The sequence below is a fragment of the Halomicrococcus pelagicus genome, assembly GCF_051917725.1.
Lineage (GTDB): Archaea > Halobacteriota > Halobacteria > Halobacteriales > Haladaptataceae > Halomicrococcus.
In genome coordinates this window covers 104,295-122,788 of record NZ_JBQBLX010000009.1, presented here as the reverse complement: position 1 = coordinate 122,788, position 18,494 = coordinate 104,295, and the positions used below count along the sequence as shown (strand labels likewise).

The 18,494-nt window shown below is 67.1% G+C and carries 13 protein-coding genes and 1 tRNA gene; 5 read left to right on the top strand and 9 right to left on the bottom strand.

Annotation, left to right across the window (positions count from 1 at the left end; genetic code table 11):
* The first annotated feature begins 168 nt into the window (after window positions 1-168).
* Both ACTF4R_RS20665 and ACTF4R_RS20660 read left to right on the top strand, forming a co-directional pair.
* Window positions 169-244, top strand: a tRNA-Cys gene (locus ACTF4R_RS20665).
* Between the two features lie 448 nt (window positions 245-692).
* Entirely contained in the window at window positions 693-1,883 is a 1,191-nt protein-coding gene (locus tag ACTF4R_RS20660) for an MFS transporter (protein ID WP_440010440.1), read from the top strand.
* A 78-nt stretch (window positions 1,884-1,961) separates the two neighbouring features.
* On the opposite strand, the gene ACTF4R_RS20655 is transcribed toward ACTF4R_RS20660, so the two are convergent.
* Window positions 1,962-2,945, bottom strand: a complete 984-nt coding sequence (locus ACTF4R_RS20655; RefSeq protein WP_440010439.1) for a Gfo/Idh/MocA family protein — start codon at window positions 2,943-2,945, stop codon at window positions 1,962-1,964.
* A 139-nt stretch (window positions 2,946-3,084) separates the two neighbouring features.
* Here ACTF4R_RS20655 and ACTF4R_RS20650 point away from each other — a divergent pair, with 139 nt between their 5' ends.
* A complete protein-coding gene (locus ACTF4R_RS20650) occupies window positions 3,085-3,450 on the top strand; it encodes a NifU family protein (protein WP_113279127.1) in 366 nt (121 codons plus the stop codon).
* Between the two features lie 201 nt (window positions 3,451-3,651).
* Here the strand turns inward: ACTF4R_RS20650 and gnd are convergent, their stop codons facing one another.
* Window positions 3,652-4,554, bottom strand: coding sequence for a phosphogluconate dehydrogenase (NAD(+)-dependent, decarboxylating) (gene gnd, locus ACTF4R_RS20645; RefSeq protein ID WP_440010436.1), 903 nt, complete (start codon window positions 4,552-4,554; stop codon window positions 3,652-3,654).
* A 289-nt stretch (window positions 4,555-4,843) separates the two neighbouring features.
* On the opposite strand from gnd, the gene ACTF4R_RS20640 reads away from it, so the two are divergent.
* Window positions 4,844-6,721 carry an asparagine synthase-related protein gene (locus ACTF4R_RS20640; protein ID WP_440010433.1) on the top strand — a complete coding sequence of 626 codons (1,878 nt, stop codon included), beginning with the start codon at window positions 4,844-4,846 and terminating at the stop codon, window positions 6,719-6,721.
* A 111-nt stretch (window positions 6,722-6,832) separates the two neighbouring features.
* Here ACTF4R_RS20640 and ACTF4R_RS20635 read toward each other — a convergent pair whose 3' ends face one another.
* Window positions 6,833-8,131, bottom strand: a complete 1,299-nt coding sequence (locus ACTF4R_RS20635; RefSeq protein ID WP_440010431.1) for a hypothetical protein — start codon at window positions 8,129-8,131, stop codon at window positions 6,833-6,835.
* A 149-nt stretch (window positions 8,132-8,280) separates the two neighbouring features.
* On the opposite strand from ACTF4R_RS20635, the gene ACTF4R_RS20630 reads away from it, so the two are divergent.
* On the top strand, window positions 8,281-9,474 hold the full coding sequence (locus tag ACTF4R_RS20630; RefSeq protein ID WP_440010428.1) for a redox-regulated ATPase YchF: 1,194 nt from the start codon (window positions 8,281-8,283) through the stop codon (window positions 9,472-9,474).
* A 99-nt stretch (window positions 9,475-9,573) separates the two neighbouring features.
* Here the strand turns inward: ACTF4R_RS20630 and ACTF4R_RS20625 are convergent, their stop codons facing one another.
* The 6 genes from ACTF4R_RS20625 to ACTF4R_RS20600 all read right to left on the bottom strand — a co-directional run bounded on the left by ACTF4R_RS20625 (window position 9,574) and on the right by ACTF4R_RS20600 (window position 18,297).
* On the bottom strand, window positions 9,574-9,933 hold the full coding sequence (locus tag ACTF4R_RS20625) for a DUF7268 family protein (RefSeq protein WP_433625993.1): 360 nt from the start codon (window positions 9,931-9,933) through the stop codon (window positions 9,574-9,576).
* On the bottom strand, window positions 9,933-10,898 hold the full coding sequence (locus tag ACTF4R_RS20620) for an ABC transporter permease (protein ID WP_440010427.1): 966 nt from the start codon (window positions 10,896-10,898) through the stop codon (window positions 9,933-9,935). The genes ACTF4R_RS20625 and ACTF4R_RS20620 overlap by 1 nt, the downstream gene beginning before the upstream one ends.
* A 46-nt stretch (window positions 10,899-10,944) precedes the next feature.
* The gene (locus ACTF4R_RS20615) at window positions 10,945-11,958 is read right to left on the bottom strand and encodes an ABC transporter permease (RefSeq protein ID WP_440010425.1); all 1,014 of its coding nucleotides are present in this window, start codon (window positions 11,956-11,958) and stop codon (window positions 10,945-10,947) included.
* 46 nt (window positions 11,959-12,004) lie between these two features.
* Complete coding sequence (locus ACTF4R_RS20610; RefSeq protein ID WP_440010422.1) at window positions 12,005-13,657, bottom strand: ABC transporter substrate-binding protein; 1,653 nt, start codon at window positions 13,655-13,657, stop codon at window positions 12,005-12,007.
* 148 nt (window positions 13,658-13,805) lie between these two features.
* Window positions 13,806-15,482, bottom strand: a complete 1,677-nt coding sequence (locus ACTF4R_RS20605) for an ABC transporter substrate-binding protein (RefSeq protein WP_440010420.1) — start codon at window positions 15,480-15,482, stop codon at window positions 13,806-13,808.
* 157 nt (window positions 15,483-15,639) lie between these two features.
* A complete protein-coding gene (locus ACTF4R_RS20600; protein ID WP_440010417.1) occupies window positions 15,640-18,297 on the bottom strand; it encodes an ABC transporter ATP-binding protein in 2,658 nt (885 codons plus the stop codon).
* Between the last annotated feature and the right edge of the window lie 197 nt (window positions 18,298-18,494).

The window sequence follows — 18,494 nt, the reverse complement described above, 5'->3', positions numbered from 1 at the left end:
GCCAGTACTGGAGTGCGCGAGCCTCTGGGAACACCGGTTCGCCGCCTCCCACTCATACCACAGCCCACGGCCAGCACGCGCTGGTCGTGGGCTTTTTGCATGTATAACGGACGATGAACTGTCTGAGACCGCTATATTTATGCGGTCGAAGGCAGTAGACGAAGGTGCGCCAAGGTGGCAGAGTCCGGCCGAACGCAGCGGCCTGCAGAGCCGCCTACCGCCGGTTCAAATCCGGCCCTTGGCTTGTACGTTTCTCTCACGATCCCGAGACGACCAGAGGTCTCACCGCCATCAGCGGTGACGGTGGCAGTCACCGGAGACGCCTCGGAATATCGTTCAGAACGCGACGTCCGGATTTCACGAGTGCTCGATCGCGCCATCGACGAGCGGTCGCTGTCGACGCTCGCCGTGTCGACCACCGGTCTTCGGTGTCGGTCGGTTCTCGCATCGTCTCGCGGAATCGACGAGTTAATCGAGCGCGGAAGCGTGCTCTAACGCGGCGCGACCTACTGACTCCCGCTCGTTCTCGGCGGCGGTGCGACGTTGTTGCTCGAAGCGGAGGGTCGCCGTCGGTAACGTAGCGGTCGACGAACGCGGCGTTCACTTCTCGCGCACCGGTCGATGAATGTGGTGCGTCGCCGGTCGAACGTCAGAGGTGCGTATAACTGGCCGGCCGTCGTCGCGTATCGGGGATGACGACCGTCCCCGAGGACACGAGCCCCCAGTCGGCGACAGTCCCGTGGCGTTCCACCACGGTCCAGGTCGTGCTCGCGAGCACGTTCCTCGCGCCGCTCGGCGTGCCGCTCATCAGTCCCGCGCTCCCGGTCGTCCGGGACCAGTTCGGTATCACGGACGCGACGGCGAGTCTGCTCATCTCCGTGTACTTCCTCACCGGCATCGTCCTCTCGCCGCTCATCGGGATGCTCGCGGACCGCGTGGGACGGCGGCGCGTGCTCGTCGTCTCGCTATTCACATTCAGCCTCAGCGGGGGCGCGCTCGCGTTCGTCGGGAGCTTCGACCTCCTGCTGGTCATCCGACTCGTCCAGGGGACGGCGGCGGCCGGCATCTTCATCGCCACGGTGACGCTCATCGGCGACGCCTTCTCCGGCGTGCAGCGCAACGCCGTGCTGGGGGTCAACAACGCGATGCTGTCGGCCGGCGCGGCGGCCTACCCGCTGGTCGGCGGTGCGCTCGTCGCCGTCGCGTGGAACGCGCCCTTCCTGGCGTACTTCGCCGGCCTCCCGGTGGCGGCGTTCGCGTTCCTGACGCTGGAGGAACCGGTCACCGACCGCGAACCGCGGCGGCTCGTCTACATCCGGAACGCACTCACGACGCTCTCCGGGCGCTCGACGGCCGTCTACTACGGGAGCGCGTTCGCGACCGAGGTGTTGCTGTTCGGGTCGGTGCTCACCGCCCTCCCGTTCCTCCTGACGGCCCAGTACGACCTCTCACCGGTCGGTATCGGCCTCGTCGTGACCGCGGCGGAAGTCGTCTCCATCGTGGTCTCCTCGCAGAACGGACGACTCGCGCGCTCGCTCTCGAACCGTCTGCTCGTCGCCGGCGGCTTCGCGTCCTTCGGTATCGGACTCGTCGGCACGTGGCTCGCACCCACGGCGCTGTTCGTCGGCGTCGCGGTGACGTTCGTCGGCGCGGGACTCGGGCTGAGCATGCCCTCCGTCGACGCGGCCATCAGCGGACTGGTCTCCGACCGCTATCGGGCCGGCGCGCTGAGCATCCGCAACAGCACGACGTTCCTGGGGCGGTCGCTCGGCCCCGTCCTGTTCGCCGGACTGGCGCTGACGACCGGTTACCGGCCGCTGTTGCTCGGTGCCGGACTCGTCGCGTTCGCGTGGAGTCTCGTCGTGCTCCTCGCCACGCGGTAGCTCGCGGACCTCCTCGCCTCGGGACACCGACCGACGTCGACGCCGGCGGGAACTCGCGGCGGTCGCGTGCCGCCGGGGTCACTCCCGTCGGTCGACGGCGACCGGTCGGCCGGCGTCGGCGCTCTCGTACAGCGCGTCGATGACGGCCATGTTGCGGACCGCCGCCGCGCCGTCGGTCCGCGGCGGTTCGCCCGACTCGACGTAGTCCGCGAACCGTTCCACCTCGAGGCGGTACTGGTCGGTCGGGTCGAACGTCTCCGTGACGCGGCGGCCGTCGACGGCGTACGCCAGTTCGGTGCCGTCGTCGCCGCGCGGGACGAACGCCTCGGGGGCCTCCAGCCAGCCGTTCGTCGCCTCGACGCGGTACCGCTGGACGTCGCTCGTCGTGAACCCGGCCGATATCTCGGCGGTGACACCGTCGCCGTATTCGAGTATCGCGGTGAGTTCAGTGTCCACGCCCGCGCCGAACGTGTCCGCGGTCGTGGCGTAGGCCCGCTCGGGTTCGCCGAGGAAGAGCCGGGCGGCGTCGACGGCGTAGCAGCCGACGTCCATCAGGCAGCCCCCGGCGAGGTCGGGGTCGAGTCGGACGTCGTCGGGGTCGTCCATCGGGAACTGGAACGTCGCCGTCACCGAGCGCACGTCGTCCAGGTGCTCGCGGGCGACGCAGGCCGCTCGGAGCGTGCGCGGGTGGTATCGGTACATGAACGCCTCCACGAGCGTCACCCCCTGTTCCTCGCAGTGGGCTTTCACCTCCCGGGCTTCGTCGGCGTCGACGGCCAGCGGCTTCTCGCAGAGGACGTGGTGTCCGTGGTCGGCGGCCTTCTTCGTCCACTCGGCGTGGAGCGCGTTCGGTAGCGGGTTGTAGACGGCCTCGACCGCCTCGTCGGTGAGCAGTTCCCCGTAGGAGCCGTAGGCGCGCGCGACGTCCAGTTCCTCGGCCGTGGTCGTCGCCCGCGACGCGTCGCGCGAGGCGATGGCGACGACCTCGTGCTCGGAGTCCTGGATGGCCGGGATGACCGCTTTCGTGGCGATGTTCGCCGTGCTGACGACGCCGAAGTTCATGGGTTCGATTCGTACCCCGTGGTAAAGAAATCGCGGGCTGGTCGCGGTGCCGGGCGTTCGTTTCGGCTGCCCGTCCCGCCGTCGACCGGAACCCAAACATTCCCGTACTTCCAGCCCCTACTTCGAACAAGTAACCATCATGACCGAGACCACGACCGACGACACCCTGAAATCGCGGGTCGAGACCTGGCTCGCCGGCCAGATGCCCATCATCCAGATGCACGGCGGCACCAGCGCGGTCCAGAAGGCCGACCCCGAGGACGGCGAGGTGGTCGTCGAACTCGGCGGTGCGTGCAGCGGCTGCTCCATCAGCCCGCGCACGACCCAGAACATCAAGGTCGACCTCGCGAAGGAGTTCGACGAGGTCGACGAGGTCGTCGTCCGCGTCGCCGACGACGGCGGCGACTGGGCTCCCGACCAGGCCGAGAGCATCATGGGCATCGACCGCAACGAGGGCGGTCGCGGCGGCCGCGGCGAGGGCTCGCCGAACAGCGATCATCTCTAAGGACCTACCTTTTTATTGCGAGGGGTCGGCACCGCCAACCCCTCGATAGAAAGCTCGACCAAAAGCGCCGGAAGACGCACCGCGTCTTCCGAGCCTTCGTTCGGGCTTCGCTCACTCGCGGCGAGTTCGCTCCCCCTCTAGCGGCTGGTCGGCAGGCGCGACACCCGCCGGACGGTCGGTCGGCCCGCCGTCTCCGGTCGATTACTCCCGACGCGCGACTTCGTGCCGGCCGAAGCCGTAGCGCAGGCGGTTGGCGAGTCGCCGGGAGAACCGACCCTCCTCGCCCGCGCGACTGCCGAACCGCTCCGTGAGCGCCTGGTAGATGAGCGGGAGCGGAACCTCCTGTTCGAGCGCCTCCTGGACCGTCCAGGTGCCCGTCGAGCCGCCGGCCACGTGGTCGGCCACGTCGCCGAGGTCGGTGCCCTCCTCCCGGAACGCCTCCTCGCAGAGTTCCAGCAGCCACGAGCGGATGACCGCGCCGTTGTTCCACGTCCGGGCGACCGCTTCGAGGTCGAGGTCGTACCGGCCGCGGTGCAGGAGTTCGAACCCCTCGCCGTACGCCTGCATCAGCGCGTACTCGACCCCGTTGTGGACCATCTTCACGTAGTGGCCCGACCCGGCGGGACCCATGCGGTCGTGGCCCGCCGGCCCGGTGGCGACGGCGTCGAAGACCGGTTCGAGCTCCGCGTAGGCCCACTCGGGGCCCCCGACCATCAGCGAGAAGCCGAGTTCCGCGCCCGCGGGACCGCCGCTGGTGCCGCAGTCGAGGTACGCGGCGTCGGTCGACTCCGCCCGGCGCACGGAGTCCTCGAAGTGGGAGTTGCCGCCGTCGACGACCACGTCGTCGGCGTCGAGGTGCGATGCGAGGTCGTCGAGGGCGGCGTCGACCGGGTCGCCCGCGGGAACCATCAGCCAGATTCGCTTCTCCTCGTCGAGTCGCTCCGCGAGGTCGGTCACGGAGTCGGCGGGGGTCGCGCCCGCGTCCGCCGCCGCCGCGACCGCCGCCTCGTCCAGGTCGAACGCGACCACGTCGTGGCCGGCTTCGAGCGTGCGATCCACCACGATACGTCCCATGCGGCCCAGTCCGATGACGCCCAGTTGCATGTCCGGAGACTCCGCGCCGCAGGTGGTAGTGGTTGCGGTTCGGGTCGCCGCTCGGGCGCCGGCCCCGCTTCGGGCGAGTATCGACGGCCTACCGGCCGTCAGGTTCCCCCTGACGCTGGCCCCGCTCCGGAGTAGACGACTCATAACAAACGGCCGTCCGGCGGAAGTGCAACGCAATGAGACGCCACGAGAACTCCGAACCGTCGATACGAGAGCGATCGACCCCGGAAAGCACTCCCGACGATGGGCGTCCGGTCGTGAGCACCGGCGTCTCGATACGGTCGCCGTAATGGTCGGCATCTGCGGCGTACTCGGGCGGGATGCCGACGTCGGTCCCCTGGCGGCGGACCTGGTCTGGGCGGGCGGACAGCGGTCGTCGACCCACGACGGCGACCGCGTCGCCGTCCACGCCTCCACCCACCCCCTGCTCGCGGCGACTCCGGTTCGCGAGGTCGACGACGACACGCTCCTCTGGCTCGTCGGCGAGGTGTACGGGTTCGACGACGGAACCCGATACGCTCCCCGCCCCGACGGGATGGACTGCGTCGAGTACTGCGCGCGTCGCTACCGCGACCACGGCGTCGACTGCTTCGCGGGGCTCAACGGGAGCTTCGTCGGCATCGTCTACGACCGGTCCGAGGCGACGGTCCACGTCGCGACCGACCGCCTCGGCACCAAGGCCGTCTTCCGGGCGCGGCCGGACGGCGACCGGTTCCTGTTCTCCACGAACGTCCAGTCGCTGCCGCGCCACCCGACCTTCGAGACGGAGTTCCACCCCCAGTACGTCTACGAGTATCTGGCGTACAAGCGGTCGTTTGGCGTGACGACGCCCCTGAAGGGCGTCGAGAAGCTGCCGCCCGCGACGGTGACCACCGTCGACCTCGACTCGATGTCGGTCGAGCAGGAACGGTACTGGGAACCGATATTCGACCCGCTGGACCGGCCGTTCTCGTACTTCGTCGACCGGTTCACGCGGATGTTCCGGACGGTCATCGACGAGTGGACGCGCGACGACGTGGACTACGGCGTCCTGCTGAGCGGTGGCAGCGACTCCCGCCTCGTGCTCGCCGCGCTCGGCGAGGACGCCACTGCGTTCCACATGAACGACTGGCTGAACCGGGAGGCGCGAACCGCGGTCGCCGCCGCCGACGAGGCCGGGGCGCAGTTCGAACTGCTCGAGCGCGGCCGGAAGTACCAGTGGTCGGCGCTGGAACGCAACGCGCCGCTGTCGAACTTCGACGGCTGGTTCAGCCAGGCCCGGACGACCGGGTTCGCGGCGACGCTGACCGACGAGGTCGACGCCCTCCTCTCCGGCATGTACGCCGACACGCTGTTCAAGGGCCACGGCATCCCGACGCCGGCGGTGTCGCTCGGCTCGCTCGGCACGCTCCACCCCCCGGTCGAGGACCGGGTCGAAACCGTCGAGGAGTTCGTCGACCACTACGCCAGGGACCTGCCGACGTACGTCGACGATTCGGTCTCGATGCGCGAGATACTGGCCGACAACGTCCGGTACGACGGCGAGTCCGTCGACCACCACGGCGTCGAGTACGATTCGGTCCGCGAACTCGTCCTCTGTAGCGAGTACTATCCCCTGTCGAACGACACCGAACAGATATTCACGAACAGCGCGATGCAACTGCTGCCGTACCGGTCGCCGTTCCTCGACGACCGGCTCGTCGACCTCCACCTCCGGATGCCGATACGGTATCGGCTCCGGCGCAACGTCGTCAACCGGGCGCTCGAACGACTCGCCCCGAACCTGGCCGAACTCCCCCACGGCGAGTCGCGCGTGCCCCTCGACTACCCTCACCACGCCTACCTCCTCGCCGAGAACGCCGTCGCGTTCTGGCGGCGACACGTCCGGTCCGACCGCCGGTCGGAGCCCCACCTCACCGAGGGACCGTGGACGGACGTCGGTGAACTCCTCCGGACCGACGACGAGGCCGCCGAGCGACTCGACGACCGCGAGGACCTGGTGGCCCGGCTTCCGTTCCTGTCGCGGTCGGGCGTCGATGAGTGCTACCGGAACCATCTGGCGGGCGCGGACAACACCACCGAACTCTACACGCTCCTGACCCTGCTCGAACTACCGGTGACGGAGTACCTGGCGAGCGAGGGCGAGTCCGTCGAGGCGGCTCCGACTCTATCGACCGACGCGACGTGATGAGCGACGCGTCGCCGAGCAGCGCCGTCTCGCGCTCCCCGACCGGCTCCCGGAGGACGCGACCTGCGGACGGAGACGACGGAACTGGCGGGCGACGTCGAAGTGGTCGTGCTACCGCTTGCGCGACCGCCAGCGCTCGACTCCCGCGCCGACCAGCGCGAGCAGGCCTGCCGCGAGGAGGAACAATTGTTCCGCGAGTCGGTCCGGGCCGACGTACTTCGCCATCGAGACGGCCCACGCGGCGCGCTCGCGGACGACGCCGGCGTCGCTCGTCCGGTTCGGAATCCCGGCTTCGCGGGCCGTGGGGCCGTCGCTCCCCTCGCCCGGCAGGCGGTCGGCCTCGTAGGGGAGTCCGCCGGTCTCGACCGACCAGACGACCTCCCCGTCCTCGTCCACCTCGACGACGCGGTCGTTGTAGGAGTCGGCGACGAGCGTGTGACCGTTCGCGAGGCGGTCGGCGTCCCGCGGCCAGTCGAAGGTCGCGCTGCCGCCGTACTTCCAGACGACGTCTCCCTCCCGGTTCAGTTCGACGACGCGGTCGTGTTCGCTGTCCGCGACGAGCAGCGTACCATTATCGAGGGTGTCCGGGTTGTGCTGCTCGTAGAGCACGTCGCCGCGCTCGTGGAAGTCGTCGGGGCCGACGACGGGGTCGACGCGGACCGACCCGTTCCCGCCGCTCGTCCCCCGCTCTACGTGCAGGTCGACCACCGTGTCGAAGTTCCGCAGACTGACCCGGAAGGTGTCGGGGCCGACGCGGTCGACGTCGTTCATGTGCGTCCAGTCGCCCTCCGGCCCCATCTCCTCGGGCCGTTCGTAGCGGTCGGTCGCGTTCCACTGCCAGAGGACCTCCTTCGAGCGGTTCACCGCGAACACGCGGTCGTTGCCCATGTCGGCGAGCACCCAGCGCGGCTCGCCGTCGACGGTGTAGCGGTCGGCGTCGTGGAGTTCGTGCGCGTGGAGCTTCGCGTCGAACCACGCGTACTCCCACACCGTCTCCTTCGTCTCCTTGTCGACGATGCGCAGCGAGTTGCGCACGCAGTTCTCGTAGCCGTCGTTCCGGAAGCGCTCCGGACACCTCCCGTCGGGAATCTCGTCGGCGACGGCGACCTGGACGCGACCGTCGCCGAGCGCTTCCACGTCGAACACGTCGTCGGCCTTCGCGTACTCCCAGACCACCTCGCCGCCGGGCGTCACCTCGACCGCCTTCCCCTCGTGCTCGTACCCCTGGAGCGCGACGAGGGTGTTGTTCTGCGGGCGGTCGTCGTCGACGGCGAGCCGCGGCTCCGCGGGGGCGGCGAGCGCGCCGACCGCGGCGGCCGCCAGCAGCGCGACGCCGAGCACGGCGAGCAGCTTCGCGCGCCGACCGGGGACCGCCAGCCACGCGAGCGCGGAGGATACGTCCAGGGACACGCCCGGCGGTTCGGAGAGGTCGGAGAAATGTGGTTCGGTTCCGCGCAGCGCCCGCGTGCGTGCCGCCCGTTCCCGGACCACCAGCTAGCACGCGACAGACCTGTCAGCTTCCGAAACTACTTCACCGGCGGGTCGCCGAAAGCGGTGTAATGAGTTACCGCATCGGCCTCGTCGGCAAGCCCTCCGTGGGCAAGTCGACGTTCTTCAACGCCGCGACGATGAACGACGTGCCGGAGGGCGCGTACCCGTTCACGACCATCGACCCCGCCGTCGGCGAGGCGTACGTCCGCGTCGACTGCGCCGCCCCCGAGTTCGAAGAGACCTGCACGCCGAACGTCGGCTTCTGCGAGGACGGGACCCGCTACGTCCCGACGAAGCTCGTGGACGTGGCCGGCCTCATCCCCGGCGCTCACGAGGGCAACGGCCTCGGCAACCAGTTCCTCACCGACCTGAACGAGGCGGACGTGCTCGTCCACGTCGTCGATTTCTCCGGCCGGACCGACCTCGAAGGCGAACCGACCGAGGACCACGACCCCCGCGACGACATCGACTTCCTCGAACGCGAACTCGACATGTGGTACCTCGAAGTGCTGGAGAAGGGCATCGAGCGTTACCGTACGGGCTACGACGGCGGCGAGGACGACATCGAGGCGGACCTCGCCGAACAGATGTCCGCGTTCCGAACGAACGAAGACGAGATAAAGCAGGTGATACTCTCGCTCGGCCTCGACCTCGACCCCGACGCGTGGGACGAGGACGACCGGGCGGCCCTCGCCCGCGAGATACGCAAGCGCACGAAACCGATGGTCGTCGCCGCGAACAAGATGGACACGCCCGAAGCCCGGGCGAACTACGAGGCTATCCGGAACGACCCCGACTACGACCACCTGACCATCGTTCCGGCGAGCGCCCACGCCGAGAAGGCGCTGAAGACCGCCGCCGAGCGGGACGTCGTCGACTACGACCCCGGGGACGGCGAGTTCACCATCGAGGACGACGTGAGCGACGAACAGGAGCAGGGACTGGAACAGATTCGGGAGTTCGTCGACGAGTTCGGCGGGACGGGGGTCCAGACGGCCCTCGAAACCGCGCTGTTCGACGTGCTCGACCTCGTCGCCGTGTTCCCCGGCTCCGCCAACGGTTCGAAGAGCGAGAAGGGCGTCTTCCGCGACTGCTTCCTCCTGCCCGAGGGGTCGACCGCCGAGGACTTCGCATACCACCTCCACGGCGACATCGGCGAGGGCTTCCTGCACGGCATCGACTGTCGCAGCCAGCGCCAGGTCGGGGCCGACTCGGTGCTCGACCACCGCGCCGTCGTCGAGATCGTCTCGACGAACCAGTAGCCTACTCCCAGTCCGGCGGCACCATTCCGACGTGTTCGTCCGCCGACTGCACCTGCCACATCCGCGTCCTTCGCCGCGACGACCGAGAAAGCGTCCGGGTCAGGGCGCCGCGCGCAGGACGTACGCCACCAGGCTCGCACCGACCATCCCGCCGGCACCGACGCTCCCGACCACCGTCATCGCACGCCGGGAGTCCGCCTCCGTCCAGTTCGTCGCCGTGTCCATGTGGTCCTGCATGTGCTCGATAGCTTCGCCCGCGAACACCGACCCGGACCATCCGAGCAGCGCGAACCCGAACCCGAGCGCGCCGAGCGCGAACACCTTCCGGGTGGCGAACGACGCCGTCTCGCCGGCAGCGAGCGCGAGCACGACGCCGACGACGCTCAGCGCGACCCCGAGAAGACCGAACCGGGCGACGAAGCGGACGCGCGGGCGGAGATACTCGTCGACGAACGCCATCAGTCGACGGCTTCTCGCATCCGCGGGTCGAGCGCGTCACGCATGCCGTCGCCGAGCAGGTTGAATCCCAGCACCGTCACGGCGAGGAACAGTCCCGGGAAGAACGACCACCACCATATGCCCGACAGCAGGCCGTTGTTGACGCCGTTCGACAGCATCAGTCCCCAGGACGGCGTCCCGGAACTCGCGCCGAAGCCGAGGAACGACAGCGCCGCGAGGTCGATGATAGCGAGCCCGAAGTTGAGCGTACTCTGGACGGTGATGGGGGCGAGCGAGTTCGGCAGGACGTGACGGACGAGTACGCGCGGGTCCGTCGCGCCGAGCGCCACCGTCGCGTCGATGTACTCGTCTTCGAGCACTTTCAGCGCCGCGCCACGGACGACGCGTGCGAACCGCGGCGTGTACACGAGCGTCAGCGCGACGACGGCCCGCCAGAGGCCCCAGCTCTGGGGGAAGATGGCGACCAGCGCGAGCGCCAGCAGCAGCGCGGGGAACGCCAGCAGCACGTCCATCGAGCGCATGATGACGTTGTCCGTGATGTCGCTGTAGTAGGCCGCCATGATACCGAGACCGACGCCGAGAACGGTGGACGCGCCGACCGTGATGGTGCCGTACTTCAGCGCCAGCCACGCGCCGTACAGCACCCGCAGGAAGATGTTCCGGGCCTGCACGTCGGTCCCGAACGGGTACGCGCAGGAGCCCGCCGACCCCAGGATGTTCGGCAGCGTCCGAGCGCCACAGGGGCCGCTCAGCGAGCTGGCGGAGCCGAAGTTCGAGGCTGCGAGCTCCCCTATGTCGAGGAACAGGCGGGCGTACACCCCCGTGACCGTCATCAGCCCGATGATGGCCAGACCGATGATTGCGAGACGATTCGACAGGAGTTCCGAGAGGAACGGCGACGCGCGGAGGCGCTCGAGCAGTCCGCGCCTCTCCGTCACCTCGTCGCGTTCGATTTCAGTACTCATCGATGAAGCCTCCGGGCGGTGGCCGACTGGAATGGGACAGTGACACTCATTGTTCTATCCGGGGGTCGAGGTAGGAGTAAGTGATGTCGACGCCGAGGTTCACCAGCGTGAACAGGAACGCGAACGTCAACACGGTTCCCTGTACCACGGGGTAGTCGCCGACCTGAATCGCGTTGACCAGCAGCCGACCGATGCCCGTGATGCCGAAGACGGTTTCGGTCAGGACCGCCCCGCCGAGCAGGGAGCCGAACTGGATACCGATGACGGTGATGACGGGAATCATCGCGTTCCTGAAGCCGTGTTTCAGCGTCGTAATCTTCTCGCCCTGCCCCTTCGCGCGGGCAGTCCGCATGTAGTCCTGGCGGACGACCTCGAGCATCGACGAGCGCATCATCCGGGAGATGAGCGCCATCGAGTAGATGCCGATGACGAGACTGGGCAACATGAGGTGGCGTGCTGCGGAGAAGAACGCGTCGAAGTTGGTCGTGAGCAGCGAATCGAGCGTGACGAGTCCCGTGATTCGCTGGACGGAGTACTCCGTCGCGATGCGTCCGCTGGTCGGCAGGACGCCCAGAACCTGGGCGAACAGCAGGATGAACAGCGGTCCGCTCCAGAAGATGGGAACGCTGATACCGGTGAGCGCGCCGACGCGGGTCACGTGGTCGGTCAACGTGTTCTGTTTGACCGCGCTGAGAATCCCGAGCGGAATCCCGAACAGGATACCGAAGAACTGGCCGTAGATCGCCATCTCCAGCGTGACGGGGAGCTTGTTCTTCAACACCGTGGTGACTGGCGTCCCCTTCCGGATAGAGTACGACTGGCCGAAGTCCAGTTGCACCGCTTCGACGAGGAAACGGCCGTACTGGACGTAGAGTGGGTCGTTCAACCCGAGTTCTCGTTCGACCTGCTTGACGAACTCCTCCGATGCCCGCTGTCCGGCGATGACCCGCGCCGGGTTCCCGGGCGAGAGGTGGAGGATGGCGAACACCAGCGTCGCCACCCCCAGAAGCACCGGGACGAGCAGCAGGAGCCGCTTGAGGATGAACCGCTTGCTAATCATCACCTAAGCGCATGTGAGCGGTGAACAAAAAAGATACGTTCGCGTTCTACAGCTTGACCTGGTTGAGGAACGGCCCGCTAATCGGTGCGAGCGTGAAGTTCTTGACGTCGTTGTGGACGCCACGCATGGTCTCGGTGTGCGTGACGAACACCCACGGTGCCTCGTCGTGGGTTATCTTGCCGGCCTGCTTGTACAGCTCCTTGCGCTTGCCCTTGTCGTAGTTCTTCTGTCCCTTCTCGACGAGGTCCATGAACTCCGCGTTCGCCCACGCCGCGCGGTTGCTGGTGTTCTCCAGCTTGTCCCAGCTCAGCCAGTCCTGGTCCTGCGGGGCGTCGGTCTGGGGGTGCAGGAGCGCGTAGTAGAAGTTGTCCGGGTCGGCGTTGTCGGTCATCCAGCCGAGGAAGCACGCGTCGTGCTTGCCCTTTCCGGTGTAGGTGAGGTAGGGGTCCCACGACTGCTTGTTGATGCTGACGTCGATGCCGATCTCCTTGAGGTTGGACTTGACGGTGTTCGCGGTCTGCACCGGGGAGGGGAAGTACGGGCGCGGGTTCGTCATCGTCGCCAGTTCGAACTCGAAGCCGTCGCCGTGGCCGGCCTCCTCGAGTAGCGTCTTGGCTTTCTGCTTGTCGTGGGGGTAGGGGTCGAGGCTTTCGTTGTACCCCATTATGCCCGGCGGGAGCGGCTGGCTGGCCTGGACGGCCATCCCTTCGTAGATGTTCTCGACGATGGCCTTCGTGTTGATGGCGTAACTGATCGCCTTCCGCACCTTCTTCTTGCGGAACTCCTCCACGCGACCCATGTTGAACGCCATGTAGCCGACGTTCATCCCTTCCTGCTTCTTCAGCTTCGCGTTGCCGGAGTTTTCGACCTGTTTCGCCGCCTGAACGCCCAGTCCGTCGACGATGTGCGTCTCGCTGTTGCCGAGCGACTGCGCGCGCGTGGAGTTCTGCTGAATCTCCTCGAAGACGACCTCGTCGACGTGCGGGCCTTTACCCCAGTAGTCGCCGTTGGCCTTCAGCCGGATCGTCCCGTTGCCCGAGTTCCAGTTCTTGAACTCGAACGCGCCGGTGCCGATCGGCTTCTTCCCGACGTTTCCGCCGTCGTTCTCGATCTGCTTCTTCGAGAGGACGGCCAGCGCGAACACGGCCAGGTTGGCGAGGAACGGCGCGTACTTCTGCTCGATGTCGAAGGTCAGCTCGTACTTCCCGTTCTTCTTCACGTCGTTGACCTTGCCGAGGAGGTACGGTCCGTAGACGGACGCGTTGCTCTCGCCGACGTAGTGTTCGTACTCGCTGTCGAGGAACCGCCGGTAGGTGGCGATGAAGTCGTCGGCGGTGAACTCCTCGCCGTTGTGGAACTTCACGCCTTCCTGGAGGGTCAGCTTCGCCTGTTTGCCCTCGAGCTTGTACTCCTTGGCGAGCCCCTTCTTGAGGCTGGTCTTTCCGGGTTTGAAGTGGATGAGGCGGTCGAAGATCTGGTTCATCACCTTGGCGTCTTCGCCGCTCGTCGTCGCCTGCGGGTCGAGCGTCGACGAATCCTTCCCACGAGAGTACGTGAGGGATCCGCCGCCACCGCCGTCGCCGTTACCGCCGTCGCCCTGTTCGCCGCCGAGGCAGCCAGCAAGGGTCGCTGCGGCGGTCGCGCCGCCAGCGGCCTTGAGGAAACTGCGCCTGTCAGTTACGTTGTCACGTGACGCCATACGCCTGTGTGCTCACATAGGATATATAAACATACCGGACTGCCACTTGGTAACCGTAACCACGAAGAGAACGATGGACTTGTGATTCGAGCGGGATTCACTATCCGATTCGCACGAAAAATGGTAGTCGGTAGCGCGTGAACGACAGTTATCCGCCGCCGAGGGAGACGAGTCTGAGGAACGGGCCGCGGATGACCTCGACCACGTACCCGTCGACTCGGTTGTGGACGCCCCGGAGCTCTTTCGCGTGGTCCATGAACACCCACGGCGCTTCGTCGCGTGCGAGCTGTCCGGCCTGCCGGTAGAGGTTGGCGCGCTCCTCGGAGTCGTACGTCCGCTGTGCGCGCTCGGTGAGGTCCATGAAGTCGGTGTTCGCCCACGCGGCGACATCGAGTGTGTTGAACCCTTCGGTGTCCCAGCTCACCCAGTCCTGTCCCTCGGGCACGTCGTCCTGCGAGACGCCCGGATGCAGCAACGCGAAGTAGAAGTTGTCCGGGTCGGCGTTGTCGGTCATCCACCCGAGGAACGTCGCGTCGTGCTTGCCCTGGTCCGTGTAGTCCAGGAACGGATTGAACGGCATCCGGTTGATGGTCACCGTGAGGCCGACGTCGGCCAGGTTCGACTTGACGACCTGTGCGGCCTGCTGTGGGTTCGGGTTGTACGTCCGCGGGTTCTGGAACGTCGCCAGTTCGAACTCGAAGCCGTCGCCGTAACCGGCCTCCTGCAACAGCTGCTGGGCGCGCTCCGGGTTGTACGGGTAGGGGTCGATCTCCTCGTTGTACCCGAGCACGTTCGACGGAATCGGCTGGCTGGCCTGCTCGGCGATGCCACGGAAGATGTTGTTCACGATGGCTTCCGTGTTGATGGCGAGACTGATGGCGCGGCGCACCCGCCGGTCGCGGAACGGCTCGAAGTTCGCCATGTTGAACGCCATGTAGCCGATGTTGATGCCCGCCTTCTCCCGCAGTTCGGCGTTGTTCGACTGCTGAACGACCTGGGACGACTGCGCACCGAGACCGTCGATGATGTCGGCCTCGCCCGTATCGAGCGCCTGCGCGCGCGTGGAGTTCTGCCCGATGGCCGTGAAGACGACCTCGTCGACCTGCGGGCCCTCGCCCCAGTAGTCGTCGTAGGCCGAGAGGCGAATCTGCTGGTTGCCCTGGTCCCAGTTCTCGAACTGGAACGGCCCGGTGCCGACGGGCTGTTCGCTCAGGTCCTGACCGAGATTCTGGATGGCCTGCTCCGAGAGCACGGCCGACGCGAACATCGCCAGGTTGCGGAGAAACGGCGCGTACCGCTGGCTCAACTCTATCGTGAGGCCGAAGTCGCCGTCCTTCTCGACCGACTCCACCCAGTCGCCCAGCGTGAAGGAACTGTACCCGGAGACGTACTCCTGTCCCGGGAAGAACTCGAAGTCCGGGTCGGTGAACCGCCGGAACGTGGCGATGAAGTCGTCGGCGGTGAACTGTTCGCCGTTGTGGAACTGTACGCCCTCGCGGAGCGTGAGCGTCGTCGTCGTCTCCTCGAGGTTCCACTCGGTCGCCAACCCTTCAGTGAGCGACGCCTTGCCCGGTTCGAACTCGATGAGGGTGTCGTACACCTGGTTCGTGACCTTCGCGTCCTCGCCGCTGGTCGTCGCCTGCGGGTCGAGCGTCCCCGAGTCGTTGCCGCGCGCGTACGTCAGCAGACCACCCTGCTGGCCGTCCTGTCGAGCGGCGTCGGTCCCACCCCCCGCGACCGGGGTCGCCACGGTCGCCGCGGCGGCCGCACCGCCCGCCGCTTTCAGGAAGCTTCGTCTCGTCGTCGTTGTGTCATTCGGTGTCATCCTCCGGAAACGTCAACGATAGTGGGCATAATACTGCCGGACCGGACAGTAATCTTCGGAGATAAGTTCAAATATATAACTTATCGGCATTCATTCCTGCTACCGGGTAGAAATAGCGCGAGATGGAGAGAGACCAACGCCGGAGCGAATCGGAACGCTACTCGGGCTGGTCGTAGAGGTGACACGCGGAGGGGTGGGCTTCGTCCTGCAGTACCGGGTCTTTCCGCTCGCAGACGCTCTCGAAGTGCTGGCGCAGCAGCGACGCGGCCGCCTCCCAGTCGCCGTCGGCGAGGTGGTCGAACGACTCCGCGACGATTTCGCGCGGCCGCCCGGTCGGTTCCACGTCGAACTGGTCCTCCCAGAGGGCAGCGCGGAACGCGTCGGCGCTGTGGCCGCCGTCCACGGCAGTCGCTTCCCGCGTGGGCGCATCAGCCCCGTCGGCTGCCGCCTCGCGGACAACGTCGAGGTTGATGGCGCGGTCTTCGACGCGCTCGCGGTAGTCCATCACTTCACGGTAGGCGTCCTGTTCCACGTCCATCCCGTCGGGCGGGATGATCTTCGGACAGCGCGTCCGGAAGTGACAGCCGGAGGGCGGGTTGATGGGCGACGGTACGTCACCTTTGAGGATGACGCGGTCGTCGGTGTCCACGCGCGGGTCCGGCTCGGGAATCGCCGACAGCAACGCCTGCGTGTACGGATGCTTCGGGTCGGCGAACAGTTCGTCCGTGTCCGCCACCTCGACGATTTCGCCGAGATACATCACTGCGACGCGGTCGGAGATGTGGCGGACGACCGAGAGGTCGTGGGCGATGAACAGGTAGGTCAGGCCGAACTCCTCCTGGAGGTCCTCCAGCAGGTTGAGTATCTGGGCCTGGACCGAGACGTCCAGCGCCGACACCGGCTCGTCGGCGACGATGAAGTCCGGGTCGACCGCGAGCGCTCGCGCGATGCCGACGCGCTGGCGCTGGCCGCCCGACAGTTCGTGTGGATAGCGGTCGCGCTGGTCCGGGTCGAGTCCGACCGCCTCCAGCAGTTCCGTGACGCGGTCGCGGCGCTGTTCCTTGCGCGACCGGTCGTCGTCGGGGTCTTTCTCCGGCAGGTCGTGGATCTTCAGCGGCTCCGCTATCGTCTGGCTGACGGTCATCCGCGGGTCGAGACTCGACAGCGGGTCCTGGAAGATCATCTGCATCTCCTTCCGGAGGTCTCGGAGGTCGTCGCTGTCGAGGTCGGTCACGTCGGTCCCCGCGAACACGACGCGACCGTCGGTCGGCGTTTCGAGCCGGAGAAGCGTCCGGCCCGCGGTCGACTTCCCGCAGCCGGACTCGCCGACGAGTCCGAGCGTCTCGCCCTCGTAGATGTCGAACGAGACGCCGTCGACCGCCTTGACGCTCCCGGGGTCGTCGCCGAGCCACTTGTCCAGCAAGTCGTCGGCGCGCGAGAAGTGTTTCTTCATCCCGTCGGCGGTGACGAGTTCGTCGCCGGTTTCGTGGTCGGTCGTCGTGACGCTCTCGTACTGTTCGGCGTACTCGCTCTCGTCGAAGTCCTCCAGCACGCACTTCGCGTGGTGGTCGACGTCGTCGGGGCCGTGCTGGAGGTGCGGAATCTCGCCCTGCCGACACTCCGGCTTCGCCCACGGACACCGCGGCGCGAAGTGACAGCCTTCCGGCATGTCGATGAGGTCGGGGACGTTCCCCTCGATGGGCGTCAGGCGCTCTTTGTCCTCCTGCGGGATGGATTCGAGGAGCGCGTACGTGTACGGATGGCTCGGATTGTGGAAGATTTCGTCGACGGGGCCGACCTCCACGAGGTCGCCCGCGTACATCACCGCGACGCGGTCGCAGGTTTCGGCGACGACGCCGAGGTCGTGCGTGATGAACAGGACGGACATCCCGAGTTCGTCCTGCAGGTCGTTGATGAGGTCGAGAATCTGGGCCTGGATGGTCACGTCGAGCGCCGTCGTCGGTTCGTCCGCGATGAGGAGCTTCGGCCGGCAGGCCAGGGCGATGGCGATGAGTACGCGCTGGCGCATGCCGCCGGAGAACTCGTGGGGGTACTCCTCGACCCGCGACTCGGGTTCGGGGATGCCGACCTCCTCCAGCATGTCGATGGTCGCCTCGAACACCTCCTCGTCGAACTCGTCGCCGCCGATCTTCGGCAGTATCTCGCGTACCGCGTTCCACCAGTTGTCGTTCCGCTTCCCGCCGTGCTGGTGGAGTTGCAGGCTCTCGGCCACCTGCTCGCCGACGGTCAGCGCGGGGTTGAGCGAGGTCATGGGGTCCTGGAAAATCATCCCCATCTCGCCGCCGCGCATGTCGCGCATCGCCGACTCGGGCGCGTTCATGAGGTCGAGGTACCCTTCCTCGATGGTGAGGAACGCGTCGTCGTCCTCCTCGCCGTCGACCGCGATTCCGTCGGGATACTCGCGGGCCAACCGAGCGGCGCGTTCGGACTCCGACAGGTCCGGGTCGTCGAGGAGTTCGTCGTCCGGGGCGCGCCTCCGGTCGACGGTCGCGCTCTCGACGACGACGAAGCCGTTCCGGGCGTCGGTCGCGACGCCCGACGGATACTTGCGCGCGAACCGGGCGACGGTTGGCGCGTCCTGGAACTGGATGTCTCCGGCCGCTATCTCTCCGGGTTCGTCGATGAGCTGCATCGCCGACAGCGCAGTGACGCTCTTGCCCGACCCAGACTCCCCCACGAGGCCGACTGTCTCGCCTTCCCGGATGGTCAGGTCGAAGTCGTCGACGGCTTTGACCGTCCCTCGCTCGGTGTTGAACTGCGTCTTCAGATCCGAGATCGATAGCAAATCGGTCACGATTATCTGGCTATGAACGGTGAGTGGGCAAAAATGGTTCGGTTCACCGTACCATACGGTTCGAAATCGGCCGAAAACGGCGACGTGCGTCGACCGGCGAGCGCGGCGAGTGTTGTTCGTTCCGCGCGGGCGCGACGGCGTTCGTTATCCCTCGACCGGGAGTTCCGCCGCCCGACGCTTCGGGCGTTCAAGCCGAC